We start from the raw sequence: 13,592 nt of genomic DNA, 5'->3' as shown, positions 1-13,592 counted from the left end.
GTTTAGTATAATGAAAAGTATGAGTTTTGTCGATCCAAATCAATTCGTCATCACCCGGCGACGCAAGAAGTATAAATTTGCATTATTTAACAATTCACCACTTTGTTTTGAGTATGATGAGTGGACGCCGCGGTCGATTGACGTACTGGAGATCGGTGCTGGAACGGGACTGTTTAGTGTCGAGCTAGCGGCGCGCCATCCCGAGCAGCGGTTTCTGGCGGTTGATGTCAAGGCCGATCGATTGCAGAAAGGGGCACGTGAGGCCGAGCGGCGTAGCCTCACGAATATTTGGTTTGTGCGGGCACGGGCGGATCAGCTGGGTGAGTTATGTGAGGCTGGATCACTCAGTCAGTTGTGGGTCACTTTCCCCGATCCGTTTCCACGCCAGCGCTCCAGTGGTCGGCGTTTGACGCACCCACATTTTTTAACGCAGTACGCAAAGTTGCTTGATGAGGGCGGCGAGCTACTACTCAAGCACGATGATCACAACTTTTTCTGTTGGAGCTTGGAGCAGCTGGTGGTGGCTGGCTGGCAGCTTCGGGAGCTAACGTTTGATCTGCACGAATCGGAGCGACTTGATGAGGAGAGCGATGCCCGGATCATGACAACCTACGAGCAGCGGTGGGTTGGCGAGGGGAAGGCGATTGGGTTTGTGCGAGCAGTCGACCATCGGATTAATGAAAGCCAAAGTGAGCCCTCATCCCCTCAGGCATTGGTTGGTTGCTGTTGAGTACGATATGCTGGCTCGGCCTCACTCAATAAATAGAGTAGATTTTCCGAGGGGTTGCAAAATTGCGGGCGTTCGTTAAGGTCACGCAAGATACGCCGACCAATACAGGTAGCGATTGGGGTTGGTATCTCGTAGACGAGGCTATTGTCAGTGATAATGTCAGGTGATTTGGCGTAGATTCCCTCAACGATGATTACTTCTGCTGGGCTAAGCGTACCCGCTATATAGGGCTCTGCAGTTTGCCAATTCATGTGGCGGTGGTATATCTCCTTATCATTAATAAGGTTTTGTAGGTCGATGGCCATCGTTTCGGTGTCGTATACAAACGGGTCATTCCAGTGCTGCCACTCCTGACGATCATTATAATAATAAAGGTAGGTTGCGCCACGGTGGTAGTCATCAGTTGACATGGTAATTGAGTTAATGTTGAGCTCATCCAGCCGTTCGCGGAGTTGTTTGACGATGGTTGATTTACCAGAGCCACTACGGCCAGCGATATGGATGATGCGCGGAGAGTTTGCGGTAGGGGTGAGAATATCAGAAACAATAGTATCAATGTCAAGCTCCGGCTGAATTGACAGCGCCTCCCGCCCCTCGTGTTGTCGTCGGAAGTCGTAGTGCGCCTGCCACTCACTGGTAGCCATTATTTCACCGGTCACTTCCATGAATATATTACCAAACTGGTCAGTAAATTGTTGCCATGATCCATTATCTTCTAATTCAGCTTGTACTAGGCCGTCGTTTTCGAAAAAATCAATAACGACACCGGGTAGCGGTTCGGCGCGTAGTTTACGGATAATTGGTGTCTCGTCGTTACGGTAGTATTCATATAACTCGGGGCTAATCTCAGTCGTCACCTCTAGCCGACGCAGACCATCGCCACTCCGGAAGCCATTATCTTTGAGGGTTGCTTCGTAATGTAGCTCGCCGGTATCACGCCTAAAGGTTGAGCGGAGGCGTAGACTAAATGGCTCATCCGGGTGTGATAGATATAACTGTTCAATCGGCTCGGCTTCTTTGCGCAGATCGGTGAGTTTTTCCGGAAAGATAGCCATGAATTTACGCTCAGTTTCCACCGGCAACCTTCCCTCAAATTCAGGTGTGTGGATGAGTGATTCGATTGACATAAGCGTCGCTCCTTTAGTTGTGTTGATGACACTAGTGATTGTAGTGTAAAATTACTAGTATGAATAGCAAGTATAATTTGACTCAACTATGATTGACCAATTTATCCCCGAACATCACATTCAGAAGCATATTCTTGGTGTGTTGATGCATATGAAATATGCACGGTTTCGGGATATGCGGCCGTCAAAAGTCGATACTAATCTCTATACCTACCACTTAAATATATTGAAGAAGCGAGGATTTGTCATCAAGACGGATGATGGATACTGTCTGGGGCGGGAGGGTCTGTCGTACGTCGATAGAGTTAGTATTAAATCACTCAAAATTCGTACCCAACCAAAAATTATTACTATGATTGTCATCCAAAATACCAATGGCGATGTGTTGCTCCAGCGGCGCACTAAGCAGCCGCATGTCGACACCTGGACGCTGCCGTACGGCAAGCTACATATTGATGATGAGTCGGTCTTGGCTGCCGCTCAGCGGGAGGCGCGCGAGAAATTGGCGGTGGATAAGCTGCCGCTAACCCATGCAGGTGATTGTTATATTCGTGTCCTTGTGGGGAAGGAAATATTATCATCAACGTTGGCGCACGTGTTTTATGGTGAGACTGATGAAGTCGTGGCGGGCAGAGAATTGGTGTGGGCCCGTCCGCATCGATTGGCCGATTATGACTTGGCGCCAGCGGTTGAGCAAATCGTAGCACGGACGTTCTTTCACGACCCGTTCTTTTTTGAGGAATTTGTGGCAGAATTAAATGAGGTAATTGAAAGGAGAGACTATGACAATTGATGAGTACGCCAAGAAAGCCATCGCGACACTGATTGGTACGCATGAGTATGGGGAGATTGATGCGCGACTGATGGCGCAAGTGCTTGGGCTGGTCGGCGAGTCAGGGGAGGTAGCTGAAAAGTTCAAAAAGCTGGTTCGCGACAAGCAGGGAATACTGACAGACGATGACCGTACAGAAATTCTCAAAGAATTAGGCGACGTGTTGTGGTATGTTAATGCAGTGGCGCACCTGCTCGGTTCTAGCCTCGAGGAAGTTGCCCAGATGAACAACCAAAAGCTCGCCAGCCGCCAAGCCCGCCAGCAGCTGCACGGGCGGGGTGATAATCGCTGATCATAGCACAACGCCAAGGGACAGTAGTTTATCGGTTATTCCCATAATGATCGTTTGCTCAGTTTGCGCTTGTGTTGCTTGGCGCACTACGAGGAGGGTATGCATGCCACAAGCCGCTGCTGCGTCGAGGTTATTTTGATGATTGTCAATAAACAGTACGTGCTCTGGATTATCAGATAGGTTTAATGCTGAGAGGGCAGATGTAAATGCACCCCGTTCAGGTTTGTGGTGACCAATCTGCCACGATAAAAGACATGGTCTAAAACCGTCATAAATACCTGCTTGCTGCAAGATAGCAGAGTGGCTCGGCATAGCATTGCTGAGGATACCGATCTGTAGTCCATGCGTCGTCAATGAACGTGCAAATGTGATGACATTTTGGAAGTATACTTGATGATCACGGAAGCCACGAGTTAGCCGATCGTATTGCTCTGGGGATGGATGATCACAACCTAGCCTCCGTAGAAACACGTTCTTGTCTATGAAACCACTTTCGTAGTCGTGCAAAGCTTTTGGCCATTGTTGGTCGAAATGTTCGGGGTTATGCAGGGCGTTTCTCAGGTCACTTTGGATGTCGTAGTCACTTACAAGTACACCACCAACATCAAAAAGGATTGCTGAAATTACTAAATCGTTCATGTCTGATATTGTAACATGTACTACTTTTTCTCTTTTTATTGAACTCCCATACGATATGCGCTATACTCAAGCATAAGGGTAATTATGCGCATTTCTGACAGTAGTATTGAGAAGATTTTGCGCCAGGGTGAGGTAATTTCTGAGTCACAGCTGGCCGAGTTAAAGATGGAGGCGGAACGTACGCACCATTCATTGCAGACGATTATCTTGGAGCACAAAATCCTGAGCGAGGTACAGCTCGGGCAAAAGATTGGTGAATATATCAATGTGCCGTTTGTGACCATTGAGCCAAAGGATATCCCTGATGACGTCCTCAAACGGATCCCCGAGCATATCGCCCGTCAGTACAATGTCGTATTGTTTGCAGCTGATGATAACGGCGTCTTGAGTCTGGCGATGGAAGATCCCGACGATGTGCAGGCGCTGAACTTCATCCAGAAAGAGATTGGCTACAACATCAAGGTGTTCCTGGCGACAAAAAATAACATTCTTGACTGCCTGGAGAATTATCGCGGTAATATTACCGATGAGCTGGATGAGGTGGTGTCAATCCAGAGCGGTGCTGAGTCAGACTCACAAAACGTCTCTGAGGAGGAGATCTCTGAAAATTCGCCGATCGCCCAGACGGTTAACTTGCTGCTCGAGTATGCTATTAAGTCGGGCGCTTCGGATATCCACATTGAGCCGCGTGAGGATTTCGTCCAGGTTCGTTACCGAATTGATGGTGTACTCAAGGAAGTAAATAAGTTGCCGCGCAATGTCCAAGGTGCGCTGGTTAGTCGTATCAAGATCTTGTCAAACCTAAAAATTGACGAACGCCGCGTGCCGCAAGATGGTCGCTTCAAGATCAAGGTCTCGGGTAAGCAATACGCGCTGCGTGTGTCGACGCTGCCGATCGCTGATGGCGAGAAAATCGTTATGCGTATTTTGGACGAGTCCAATCAGGCGGTTGCCCTCGATAGTCTCGGCTACTGGGGGTTGTCGCTGAGTACACTTAAAGACGCCATGGCGCAACCAAATGGTATGATCTTGGTGACCGGGCCAACTGGTTCGGGAAAGTCGACTAGCTTGTTTAGTGTGCTATCAGAGCTTAATACGCCAGATGTGAATATCTCAACCATTGAAGATCCGGTTGAATACAAGATCCCCGGGGTCAACCAAACCCAGACTAACTCGAAAGCCGGCATGACCTTCGCTTCAGGACTGCGCGCACTGCTCCGTCAAGACCCGAACATCATCATGGTTGGAGAGATTCGCGACGGCGAGACCGCCAACCTGGGCGTGCAGGCAGCGCTGACCGGGCACTTGGTGTTTTCAACCCTCCACACCAACAACGCAGCGACCTGTCTGCCGCGTCTATTGGATATGGGAATTGAGCCGTTCCTGATCGCTTCGACGGTCAAGGCGGTGATCGGCCAGCGCTTGGTGCGGCGATTGTGTATGCATTGTCGTCAGCAATATGTGCCGGACACCGGAGAGCTGGCCTACATCGTTCAGATGTTTAATCTCAAGCAGGGCTCGATGCAGCGACTGCATGCGCTGGAGCAGCAGGCGGCAGCTGACAAGATTGGCGGCAATACACCGCTCGGCTCGACTGACGTGACGATTCAATATTTATGGCGACCAAATCCCGAGGGCTGTGACGAGTGCGGCCATAATGGCTTCAAGGGGCGCGTCGGTATCTACGAGGTTCTCGGTATTTCGATTCCGATCCAAAAGATGATCACCGCCAATGCCACCAGTAATGAGATTCAGCAGCAGGCGATTACTGAAGGAATGGTGACAATGCAGACGGACGGTTTTGTCAAGTCGCTGCGTGGCGTGACAACGCTAGAGGAAGTTTTGAGAGCAACAAGGGAGCAATAAATGACAAAATTTAAATATATCGCAACTAAAAATAACAATCAGCCGATCAACGGCGAGCTAGAAGCCAGCAGTCGCGCCAGTGCTATCCAGCTCATTCAAGCTCAGGGTATGAGGTTGGTCGACCTCAAGGAGGCTGGTGACGAGAAGAAAGGTTTTCGCTTTGGGGGTGGCAAGAAGTCAGTGCCGACCGAGGAGTTGGTTGGTTTTACCAGGCAGCTTAGCACCATGGTGTCTGCCGGTGTGCCGATTCTCAGGTCGCTCAACTCAATGGCGCAGCACGCCGAGAGTCCACATTTTCGCGAGATTTTGAACGCAGTATCTAAGGAGATCGAGGGCGGTGCCTCGTTTGCTGATGCGCTGAGTAAGCACCCCGAGGCCTTCAGTGATGTGTATGTGAACATGGTGCGTGCTGGTGAAACGGGTGGTATTTTGGACGATATCTTGAAGCGCTTGGCTCTGCAACAGGAAAAGAATTCGTCAATGAAAAAGAAGATCAAGAGTGCTATGACCTATCCAATGGTGCTGATCGTCATCACCATCGGGGCGTTCTTTGGTTTGATGATTTTTGTCTTGCCAATGATTGGCAAGACGATTAAGGATCTGGCGGGCGAGGACGCAGAGCTGCCGGCGCTGACGCAGATACTGATGAGTATCAGCCAGTTTATGGTAAGTTTTTGGTATATTATTTTCCCGTTATTATTTGGCGGTGTGTACGTCCTTCTTCGCTACATCAAGTCGCCAAAAGGTAAAGTCAAGTTCCATCATTTCGTCCTGAAAGCGCCGATCATCAGCAAGATTATTCGCAAGGTGGCGGTGGCGCGGTTTACGCGTACCTTTTCGGCGCTGATTGGTGCGGGTGTGTCGGTACTCGAGGCGCTGGAAGTGACGGCCCGGGCAGTCGGTAACACGGTGTATCAAGATTCATTGCTTGACGCCGCCAAGCGCATTAAGAATGGCGAGGTTTTGTCGCGGATTATCAATGAGCGCGAAGATCTCTATCCACCAATCGTTGGCCAGATGCTGGCGGTCGGTGAAGAGACGGGCCAGACGGATAAGGTGCTGGTCAAGGTGGCGGATTTTTATGAGGAAGAAGTCGATGCGGCGATTAGCGGTTTGAGCTCGACGATTGAGCCGGTGATGATCGTCTTTATGGGCGGTATGGTCGGCTTGATCGCGGCGGCGGTGATGATGCCGATTACTGGATTAGCAAATCAAATTAAGGGATAGTTGGTTTTTCAAAATGCTTATGCTATACTTAACAAAAAGAAGAGATGTGGGCAAACGATAGTGGCAAATATTTTCTACAAGTCAAAGCCGATCATCGGGCTTGATATTAACAAGGCCGGCGTTCGGGTAATGTCAGTCGATATGGCGCGGATGACGGTGCACGGATACGGCGCAATTGAGCTGGATCCGGCGAAGGACGAGAGCGATGACCGGGCAGAGTATCTCTGCGGCAAGATTAATCAAATGTTTGAAAAGAATATTGTCGGGCGGCTCGGCAGTAACCGCGTGGTGCTGGGATTGCCGACGACCAAGACGTATGCGCGCACCTTTGCGCTGCCGATCAAGCAGGAGAATAAGATTGAAGAGGCGGTGAATCTCGAGGTCGAGCAGTACGTGCCGATGCCGCTTGATTCGCTCTACGTCGATCATCAGATTATCAAGCGCGGCAAAGAAAATTTATCAGTCTTGATGTGCGCGGTGCCGCAAAAGATCGTTGACGAGCAGCTAGCAATTGTTGAATCGTGTGGCATTGAAGTGGCGATGATTGAGCCGAGCATCAATGCGGTGGCGCGACTGCTTGAGCGCACCAAAGAGGGGTCGCTGCCGACAGTCATCGTTGACATCGGCCCGGCGACGACCGATATCGCTATTCTTGATGCGGCAATTCGCGTGACCGGTGGTCTAAACATTGGTGGCAATACATTGACGCTTGACATCGCGAAAAAATTGAACGTACCACTTGAGACGGCGCACCAATTCAAGGTGCTTAATGGCCTCAACACTGGTCCGCGCCAAGAAAAAATTACCGAGGCACTAAAGCCGAGCCTGCAGCGGATCATCGGTGAAATCCAGAAAGTTATTCGCTACTACACCGATCGCTTCCCGGATGAATCGCGCCTTGAACAGGTGCTAATCGTTGGTAGCGGCAGTAGCGTGCCGGGGCTTGGTGAGTACTTTACGGGCGAGCTGACCTTACCAGCACGAGTGGCCAGTCCGTGGCAGTCGCTGAACTTTAATAATTTAGCACCGCCGGCCAAACAGCTACGACCGCGGTTCATGACGGCAGCTGGTTTGTCGCTGGTGCGAGCGGAGGAGATTTGGCATGATTAATCTGTTACCGCCGAAAGTTAAACGCGAGATTGTCGCTGGCCGGTCAAATGTAATATTGTGGCGCTACTGCGTGGTGTCGTTGATTCTTGGCTTCTTACTCATCGTGGCGACAGTAGGTATTTATTTGATCATGGAGCATACAAAAACGACTGCTCAGCAGACGATTGAGACGGGTAATCGTCGGGCGCTGCAGTATCAAAAAGTCCAGCAGGATTATGATTCGTTTAGTGCAAACCTCAAGATTGCCAAGGCGATTCTCGATAAAGATGTGCGGTATTCAAAGGTAGCACTCAAGATCGCTCAGGCGATGCCATCGGGGACAATTTTGCAAACGTTGACGCTAGATAGCAAGAAGCTCGGCACGCCGATGACTATCAACGCACGCGGTAAAACATATGGTGATGCGTTGCGGCTCAAGGATAGCTTTCAGCAGTCGAACCTCTTTAAGGATGTTAATCTCGCCTCGGCAGTGGCTGAAAAAGAAAGCAAGGATGGTTACCTGATTAGTATTACAATTAATGTGACGATGGTGCCGGAGGTAGCAAAGCAATGAGCGAGAGAAAACGAGAGAAAATGACGCCAGCGGTGACCATGCGGATTGTCTTTTCGCTGTCACTGGTACTAATCCTAGTCGGTATGGGGGTGATTGTCTACTTTGGCTACACCATGCTACAGGGTACTGCTGAGGAAGTTTCTAAGATCCAGACCGAGGCAAAAGCAGTTGATGCTAAAGTGCAAGATCTAGCACGGCTAGAAAAAGAGATGGAAAAATATAAAGATAGTGTTACTAAGGCGCAGCAGCTGGTGGCAGAAACCCAGCAGTATCAGTATCAGAACCAGATTATTAATGACCTTACCGCCTACGCAAATAAGTCTGGAGTGGGCATCGCCGGGTTTACGTTTGCATCAGGATCGGCCGGAGCAGGAGCGAAGTCAAACTCGGGCTCATCAGGTAGTTCGGGTACGAACACCGGCTCTGGTTCAAATAATGCTGCTAGCACCGCTGGGCCAAAGAGTATGAAGGTGTCTGTTCGCCTCAACGAAAAAACAGACTACATGGCACTCCTTCGATTTATGCATTTAATTGAGCAGAACTTGACACGGATGCAAATTGCTAGTGTTAGTATGTCAAAGACCGAGGGGGCTGGCCAAGTGAATACACAAACTCTGGATGTGGAGGTATATGTTCGATGAAAAATTCACCTGATATTTCACAAATTGGCACGCTACTCTCGCACTTTTTCCGCCGCTATCATGTCATTCTCTACACGTTAACGGTGGTGGTTGGTGTGTCGGTGGCGATCTTCCTCCTGTACAGCCTGCTCGCCTCATCAAATCCGAAAGAAGATACTATCCAGCAGCAGACGACGCGATTTGACCAGAAGACGATTGACCAAATTAACAGTTTCCGCACACGCGACACCGCCAATGCTAATTTTAGTCTACCGGCCGGGCGGACAAATCTGTTTGCCGAATAGCGTGGATATCGCTATAATGTGAGAAGTATGCTAATTTCTGCTGAACGATTTGATAGAGCACCAGTAATGAGCCTGCAGACCGGCTCGGAGCTGGCGCGGACATCGCGGGCGGTGATCGACCCGCGCAATTTATCAATCGTGGCGTACGAGCTAGAAGGGCCGACACTTGACCAATCGCCGACTTTGCTGCGAATCGCTGATGTGCGGGAAATTGGGCCGCTAGGCCTGATCATTGATTCCGCGGACGAGCTAATTATGCCAAGCGATGTCCTGAAGATCAAGGAAGTGTATGAATTTCAGTTTGCACTAGTCGGCAAGTACGTTATTGACGAGAAAAAGCGTAAGGTCGGCAAGGTCATCGGCTACACGCTAGAGGCCGGTAATTTTGTGATTCAGCAGCTCCGGGTGCGACGGCCGTTACTCAAGAGTTTTGGCGATACCGAACTACTGATCCATCGTTCGCAGATCGTTCGTGTGACTGATGAACATATTGTTGTCAAGACGCCAGAGATTCGCCACAAGGAGCCGGTTATTCAACCGCAACCAACGTTTGAAAATCCATTCCGAAAGGCGCATCCTGCGGCCGAAGCTGACGGCAGCGACAGCAAATGACGTTAGTGATTGCCAGTTCGTTAGCGATGCAGCGGCTGGGTCAAATAATTGGGTCTCGTCTGCGAGGTGGCGAGGTGATTGAGTTGGTCGGGGACATCGGCGCTGGTAAGACGACACTAACGAAAGGTATTGCCGAGGGGCTCGACATTACTGAACCGGTACAGAGCCCGACGTTTACTATTTCCCGTGTGTATCAGTCACCGAGAGGCCTGACGCTGGCTCATTATGATTTTTATCGATTGGGTGAGGCGGGCATCATGGCGGAGGAAATTCGGGAGGTAACCATGCAACCGCAGACCGTGACAGTGGTTGAGTGGGCGGGTGCCGTCGAGCAGGTATTGCCGGCCGATCGACTGACAGCGAGGATTCTAGCAATTGACGAACAGTCGCGGCGTGTCACGCTGAGTGCTGGCGGGCCGACGAGCCAAGCGCTCCTCGCGACAATTAGCGCGGCGGACGAGGAGTTGGCATGATTATTCTGCTTGATACATCGACGATGACGTGCCGTTTAACGATTGTTCAGGGCGATAGCCGGCGAGAGGTAGCGTGGGAAGCGGGTCGTGGTTTGGCCCGAGGGCTGCTACGATTTTTGGACGAGCAGACAGGCGGCATTCACCACATCAGTGGTATCGGTATCATGCGTGGGCCGGGTAGCTTTACGGGACTGAGGATTGGCTGTGCGGTGGCAAACACGTTGGCGGAGGGACTCGGTATTCCGATCGTTGGCAGTAGTGGCGATCACTGGCGAGATGACTGCCTGGAGCGGCTGAAGCGCGGCGAAAACGACACGATTATTCTCCCCGAATATGGCGGCGAAGCTCACATCACGACTCCGCGCAAATAGTGGTATTTTCCTCCGCAATATCGTACAATAAAAGTAGGCGGTTTTAGATTAGTGGCTGAGCCGCTCTATTGCATCAGTTGAATATGGTCAGTCGTTGATACATTTCTCGGGGTGTATACCCGGGGCGATTGGTCAGAAAAGAAAGGAAATCATATGGTAGGAATAGTTATTGGCGGCTTGGTTGGCGCGGCACTTGGCGTGGGCGGTTTTTACGCCTATCAGCGGACAAGGCAAGCTAATGGCAAGTCGCAAATTGAGCGTGACATTGCCGAGGCAAAGAGTAAGGCCAGCGACATTGTCCTGAAGGCTAAGGACGAAGCCTTAAAAATCGAAAATGAGCGCCGCCGCGAGTGGCAAAAGACCGAGAATCGGTTGGCGGATCGCGAGCAGACGCTGGATCGGAAATTGGACGAACTAGACAAGCGGGCGGAGAAGCTGCGCACGCACGAAGATGAGGTTGATAATCTCAAGGAAGAGATTCGCACTATTCGCACGCGTCAGCAGGAGAAGCTCGAGAAGATTGCCGGCCTAAAGAAAAAGGATGCTGCCGACAAGCTCATGCAAATGACCGAGCGCGATATCAAGAACGACCTGGTTGGCTTGGTGTCGAAATTACAACACGAGGCTATGGATGATGCCGAAGAGCGGGCGCAGATGATCTTGCTCACCGCGATGGAGCGGATGAGTAGCGAGGTAACGGCTGAGCGAACAGTTACGGCCGTCAAGCTGACTGATGATGAGATGAAAGGTCGGATTATCGGTAAAGAAGGTCGCAACATTCAGGCGTTGCAGCGCGAGACTGGTGTCGATATTTTGGTGGATGACACGCCGGGCATGATCGTGTTGTCGAGTTTTGATCCGATTCGCCGGCAGGTGGCTCGCTTGAGTCTCGAGATATTGATGAAAGATGGTCGTATCCATCCGGCCCGCATCGAAGAAGTCGTCGCCAAGGCGAAAAAGCAGATCGATAAAGAAGTCAAGCAGGCTGGTGAGGATGCCATGCGCGAGACGGGCGTTGTCGGCATCCCGAAGGAAATGCAGCGACTGCTAGGTGAGCTGAAATTCCGAACGAGTTATGGGCAGAACGTGTTGAAGCATTCTACCGAGATGGCCCAGATGGCGGGGATGATCGCTGAGGAAATTGGTGCCGATGTACGCATCACGAAAATCGCGACACTGCTGCATGACGTTGGCAAGGCGGTGACGCACAAGATCGAGGGCAAGCATCACCACATCGGTGCCGAGCTAGCGCGCAAATACGGCATGGACGAGCGGATCGTTCACGCCATCGAAGCGCATCACGATGATATCGAGGCGACGACACCAGAGGCACTGATCGTGCGAGTGTGCGACGCTGCCAGCGCCGCTCGGCCAGGAGCACGTAACATTTCGGCTGAGAACTTTGCCGAGCGGATGCGCGATCTAGAAAATGTAGCAACCAGCTTTGCCGGCGTTGATAAGGCCTATGCGATATCGGCTGGGCGTGAAGTGCGGGTGATTGTCCGGTCAGAGGACATTGATGATCTAAGCGCATTCAAACTGTCGCGCGATATCGCCACCAAGATTGAATCGACCATGCAGTACCCAGGCACCATCAAGGTTAACGTTATCCGCGAAACACGGGCGATCGAGTACGCAAAATGATAAAAAGTGGTTGGTTGCCGTATGAGGAATGGCAGAAGGCGCAGGACACTCGGATCGCCAGCGCCGCATTATTAATCGAAAATTCAGCGGGTGAGCTGCTCACAGTCAAGGCGTATTACAAGACGCATTGGAGTCTGCCTGGTGGTATGGTTGACGCTGGTGAAACGCCGCTACAGGCAGCACTTCGCGAAACCCAGGAAGAGGTCGGGCTGGTCGTTACCGAGGAGGAAGTCTCATTTTTTGCGGTGGCCTCACGCTCCAGCGACAAAGGACTGGCGCATCAATATATCTTTCGGGTGGTTCTGGATGATGCGCGGCTGGAACGAATTGTCTTGCAGCAGTCGGAAATTGATGCCTATCAGTTCCTGAGTCGCGACGCAGTGCTAGCGAGCAACAAAGAGTTTGCGTGGTCGATACCACATTGGGCTCATCATCGGCCAGGCGGCTATGTCGAGACGCTAATCGTTGACGGCGATGACGAACGTCAAGAGGCGGTTACGCAATTCGTGGGATTTGGTTCGTAGGAAAAATAAACGGAGGAGGAATGATGGGAATATTGGTTATCAGTCGACACGGCGAGAGTGAATGGAATCTGCTCGGCAAGTGGACGGGCTGGACGGATGTGGGGCTCACGGAAAAGGGGCGAGCTGACACAGTGCGGCTGGGCGCGCTACTCAAAGACATTAGTTTTGACGAGGCGTATACGTCGGCGCTCAAGCGAACGCATCAGACGCTGGAAGCACTGCTTGAAGGGCGTGGTATGGGCAGTCTGCCGACGACGCAAGCAGCCGAGCTGAACGAGCGTGATTATGGTGATCTGACCGGTAAAAATAAGTGGGAAGTCAAGGCTGAGATTGGCGAGGAAGCATTCAATGGTATCCGACGCGGCTGGGACTATCCGGTGCCGGGCGGTGAAACGCTCAAAGATGTTTATGCGCGGGTCGTGCCATACTTTGAGCGAGAGATTTTACCGAAACTACAGGCAGGTGAGAACATTCTATTGGTGGCGCATGGTAATTCTATCCGCGCGCTGATGAAACATCTCGACCACGTGCCAGAAGCAGACATGGCCCATGTGGAAATGCCGTTTGGCCAGCTATTGGTATACACCTTTGAGCCGACGTCTGATCTACCGACGAATAAAGACGTATTGTCGGTGGAGATTGAGGCGGTGAACGCGTAGCTGATTGC

General features: G+C 51.2%; 17 protein-coding genes. 15 read left to right on the top strand and 2 right to left on the bottom strand.

All coding sequences use genetic code 11. From position 1 onward, the window contains the following. Window positions 1–10 precede the first annotated feature (10 nt). On the top strand, window positions 11–730 hold the full coding sequence (trmB, locus tag FBF27_03670) for a tRNA (guanosine(46)-N7)-methyltransferase TrmB (GenBank protein QJU09486.1): 720 nt from the start codon (window positions 11–13) through the stop codon (window positions 728–730). Here the strand turns inward: trmB and FBF27_03665 are convergent. After that, a complete protein-coding gene (locus tag FBF27_03665; GenBank protein QJU09485.1) occupies window positions 706–1,857 on the bottom strand; it encodes a hypothetical protein in 1,152 nt (383 codons plus the stop codon). The two genes, trmB and FBF27_03665, sit on opposite strands and share 25 nt — an antisense overlap. A gap of 88 nt (window positions 1,858–1,945) precedes the next feature. Between FBF27_03665 and FBF27_03660 the strand changes: the two genes are divergently transcribed. Then, the gene (locus FBF27_03660) at window positions 1,946–2,650 is read left to right on the top strand and encodes an NUDIX hydrolase (GenBank protein QJU09484.1); all 705 of its coding nucleotides are present in this window, start codon (window positions 1,946–1,948) and stop codon (window positions 2,648–2,650) included. Further along, entirely contained in the window at window positions 2,640–2,981 is a 342-nt protein-coding gene (locus FBF27_03655) for a hypothetical protein (protein ID QJU09483.1), read from the top strand. The genes FBF27_03660 and FBF27_03655 overlap by 11 nt, the downstream gene beginning before the upstream one ends. On the opposite strand, the gene FBF27_03650 is transcribed toward FBF27_03655, so the two are convergent. Continuing rightward, window positions 2,982–3,620, bottom strand: coding sequence for a hypothetical protein (locus FBF27_03650; protein ID QJU09482.1), 639 nt, complete (start codon window positions 3,618–3,620; stop codon window positions 2,982–2,984). A gap of 84 nt (window positions 3,621–3,704) precedes the next feature. Here FBF27_03650 and FBF27_03645 point away from each other — a divergent pair, with 84 nt between their 5' ends. The 12 genes from FBF27_03645 to FBF27_03590 all read left to right on the top strand — a co-directional run bounded on the left by FBF27_03645 (window position 3,705) and on the right by FBF27_03590 (window position 13,584). Then, the gene (locus FBF27_03645; GenBank protein ID QJU09481.1) at window positions 3,705–5,486 is read left to right on the top strand and encodes a type II/IV secretion system protein; all 1,782 of its coding nucleotides are present in this window, start codon (window positions 3,705–3,707) and stop codon (window positions 5,484–5,486) included. After that, window positions 5,487–6,713 (top strand): type II secretion system F family protein, encoded by a 1,227-nt coding sequence (locus FBF27_03640; protein ID QJU09480.1) that lies wholly within the window; start codon window positions 5,487–5,489, stop codon window positions 6,711–6,713. Between the two features lie 60 nt (window positions 6,714–6,773). Then, window positions 6,774–7,823, top strand: a complete 1,050-nt coding sequence (locus tag FBF27_03635; protein ID QJU09479.1) for a pilus assembly protein PilM — start codon at window positions 6,774–6,776, stop codon at window positions 7,821–7,823. After that, window positions 7,816–8,376 carry a hypothetical protein gene (locus tag FBF27_03630; protein ID QJU09478.1) on the top strand — a complete coding sequence of 187 codons (561 nt, stop codon included), beginning with the start codon at window positions 7,816–7,818 and terminating at the stop codon, window positions 8,374–8,376. Before FBF27_03635 ends, FBF27_03630 begins: the two co-directional genes overlap by 8 nt. Next, a complete protein-coding gene (locus tag FBF27_03625; protein QJU09477.1) occupies window positions 8,373–9,017 on the top strand; it encodes a hypothetical protein in 645 nt (214 codons plus the stop codon). Before FBF27_03630 ends, FBF27_03625 begins: the two co-directional genes overlap by 4 nt. Next, window positions 9,014–9,301: a hypothetical protein gene (locus tag FBF27_03620; GenBank protein ID QJU09476.1), complete on the top strand. Its 288-nt coding sequence runs from the start codon at window positions 9,014–9,016 to the stop codon at window positions 9,299–9,301. Before FBF27_03625 ends, FBF27_03620 begins: the two co-directional genes overlap by 4 nt. A 27-nt stretch (window positions 9,302–9,328) precedes the next feature. Beyond that, window positions 9,329–9,913: a hypothetical protein gene (locus tag FBF27_03615; protein QJU09475.1), complete on the top strand. Its 585-nt coding sequence runs from the start codon at window positions 9,329–9,331 to the stop codon at window positions 9,911–9,913. After that, the gene (tsaE, locus tag FBF27_03610) at window positions 9,910–10,386 is read left to right on the top strand and encodes a tRNA (adenosine(37)-N6)-threonylcarbamoyltransferase complex ATPase subunit type 1 TsaE (protein ID QJU09474.1); all 477 of its coding nucleotides are present in this window, start codon (window positions 9,910–9,912) and stop codon (window positions 10,384–10,386) included. Before FBF27_03615 ends, tsaE begins: the two co-directional genes overlap by 4 nt. Beyond that, window positions 10,383–10,757, top strand: a complete 375-nt coding sequence (locus FBF27_03605; GenBank protein QJU09473.1) for a hypothetical protein — start codon at window positions 10,383–10,385, stop codon at window positions 10,755–10,757. The genes tsaE and FBF27_03605 overlap by 4 nt, the downstream gene beginning before the upstream one ends. Before the next feature lie 153 nt (window positions 10,758–10,910). Next, on the top strand, window positions 10,911–12,401 hold the full coding sequence (rny, locus tag FBF27_03600; protein QJU09472.1) for a ribonuclease Y: 1,491 nt from the start codon (window positions 10,911–10,913) through the stop codon (window positions 12,399–12,401). Continuing rightward, window positions 12,398–12,925: an NUDIX hydrolase gene (locus FBF27_03595; protein QJU09471.1), complete on the top strand. Its 528-nt coding sequence runs from the start codon at window positions 12,398–12,400 to the stop codon at window positions 12,923–12,925. The genes rny and FBF27_03595 overlap by 4 nt, the downstream gene beginning before the upstream one ends. Window positions 12,926–12,945: 20 nt before the next feature. After that, window positions 12,946–13,584 (top strand): 2,3-diphosphoglycerate-dependent phosphoglycerate mutase, encoded by a 639-nt coding sequence (locus FBF27_03590; GenBank protein ID QJU09470.1) that lies wholly within the window; start codon window positions 12,946–12,948, stop codon window positions 13,582–13,584. The last annotated feature ends 8 nt before the right edge of the window (window positions 13,585–13,592 follow it).

The sequence above is a fragment of the Candidatus Saccharibacteria bacterium oral taxon 488 genome (genome assembly GCA_013100805.1).
Lineage (GTDB): Bacteria > Patescibacteriota > Saccharimonadia > Saccharimonadales > Saccharimonadaceae > Nanosynbacter.
This window is presented reverse-complemented; position numbering and strand designations above follow the sequence as displayed.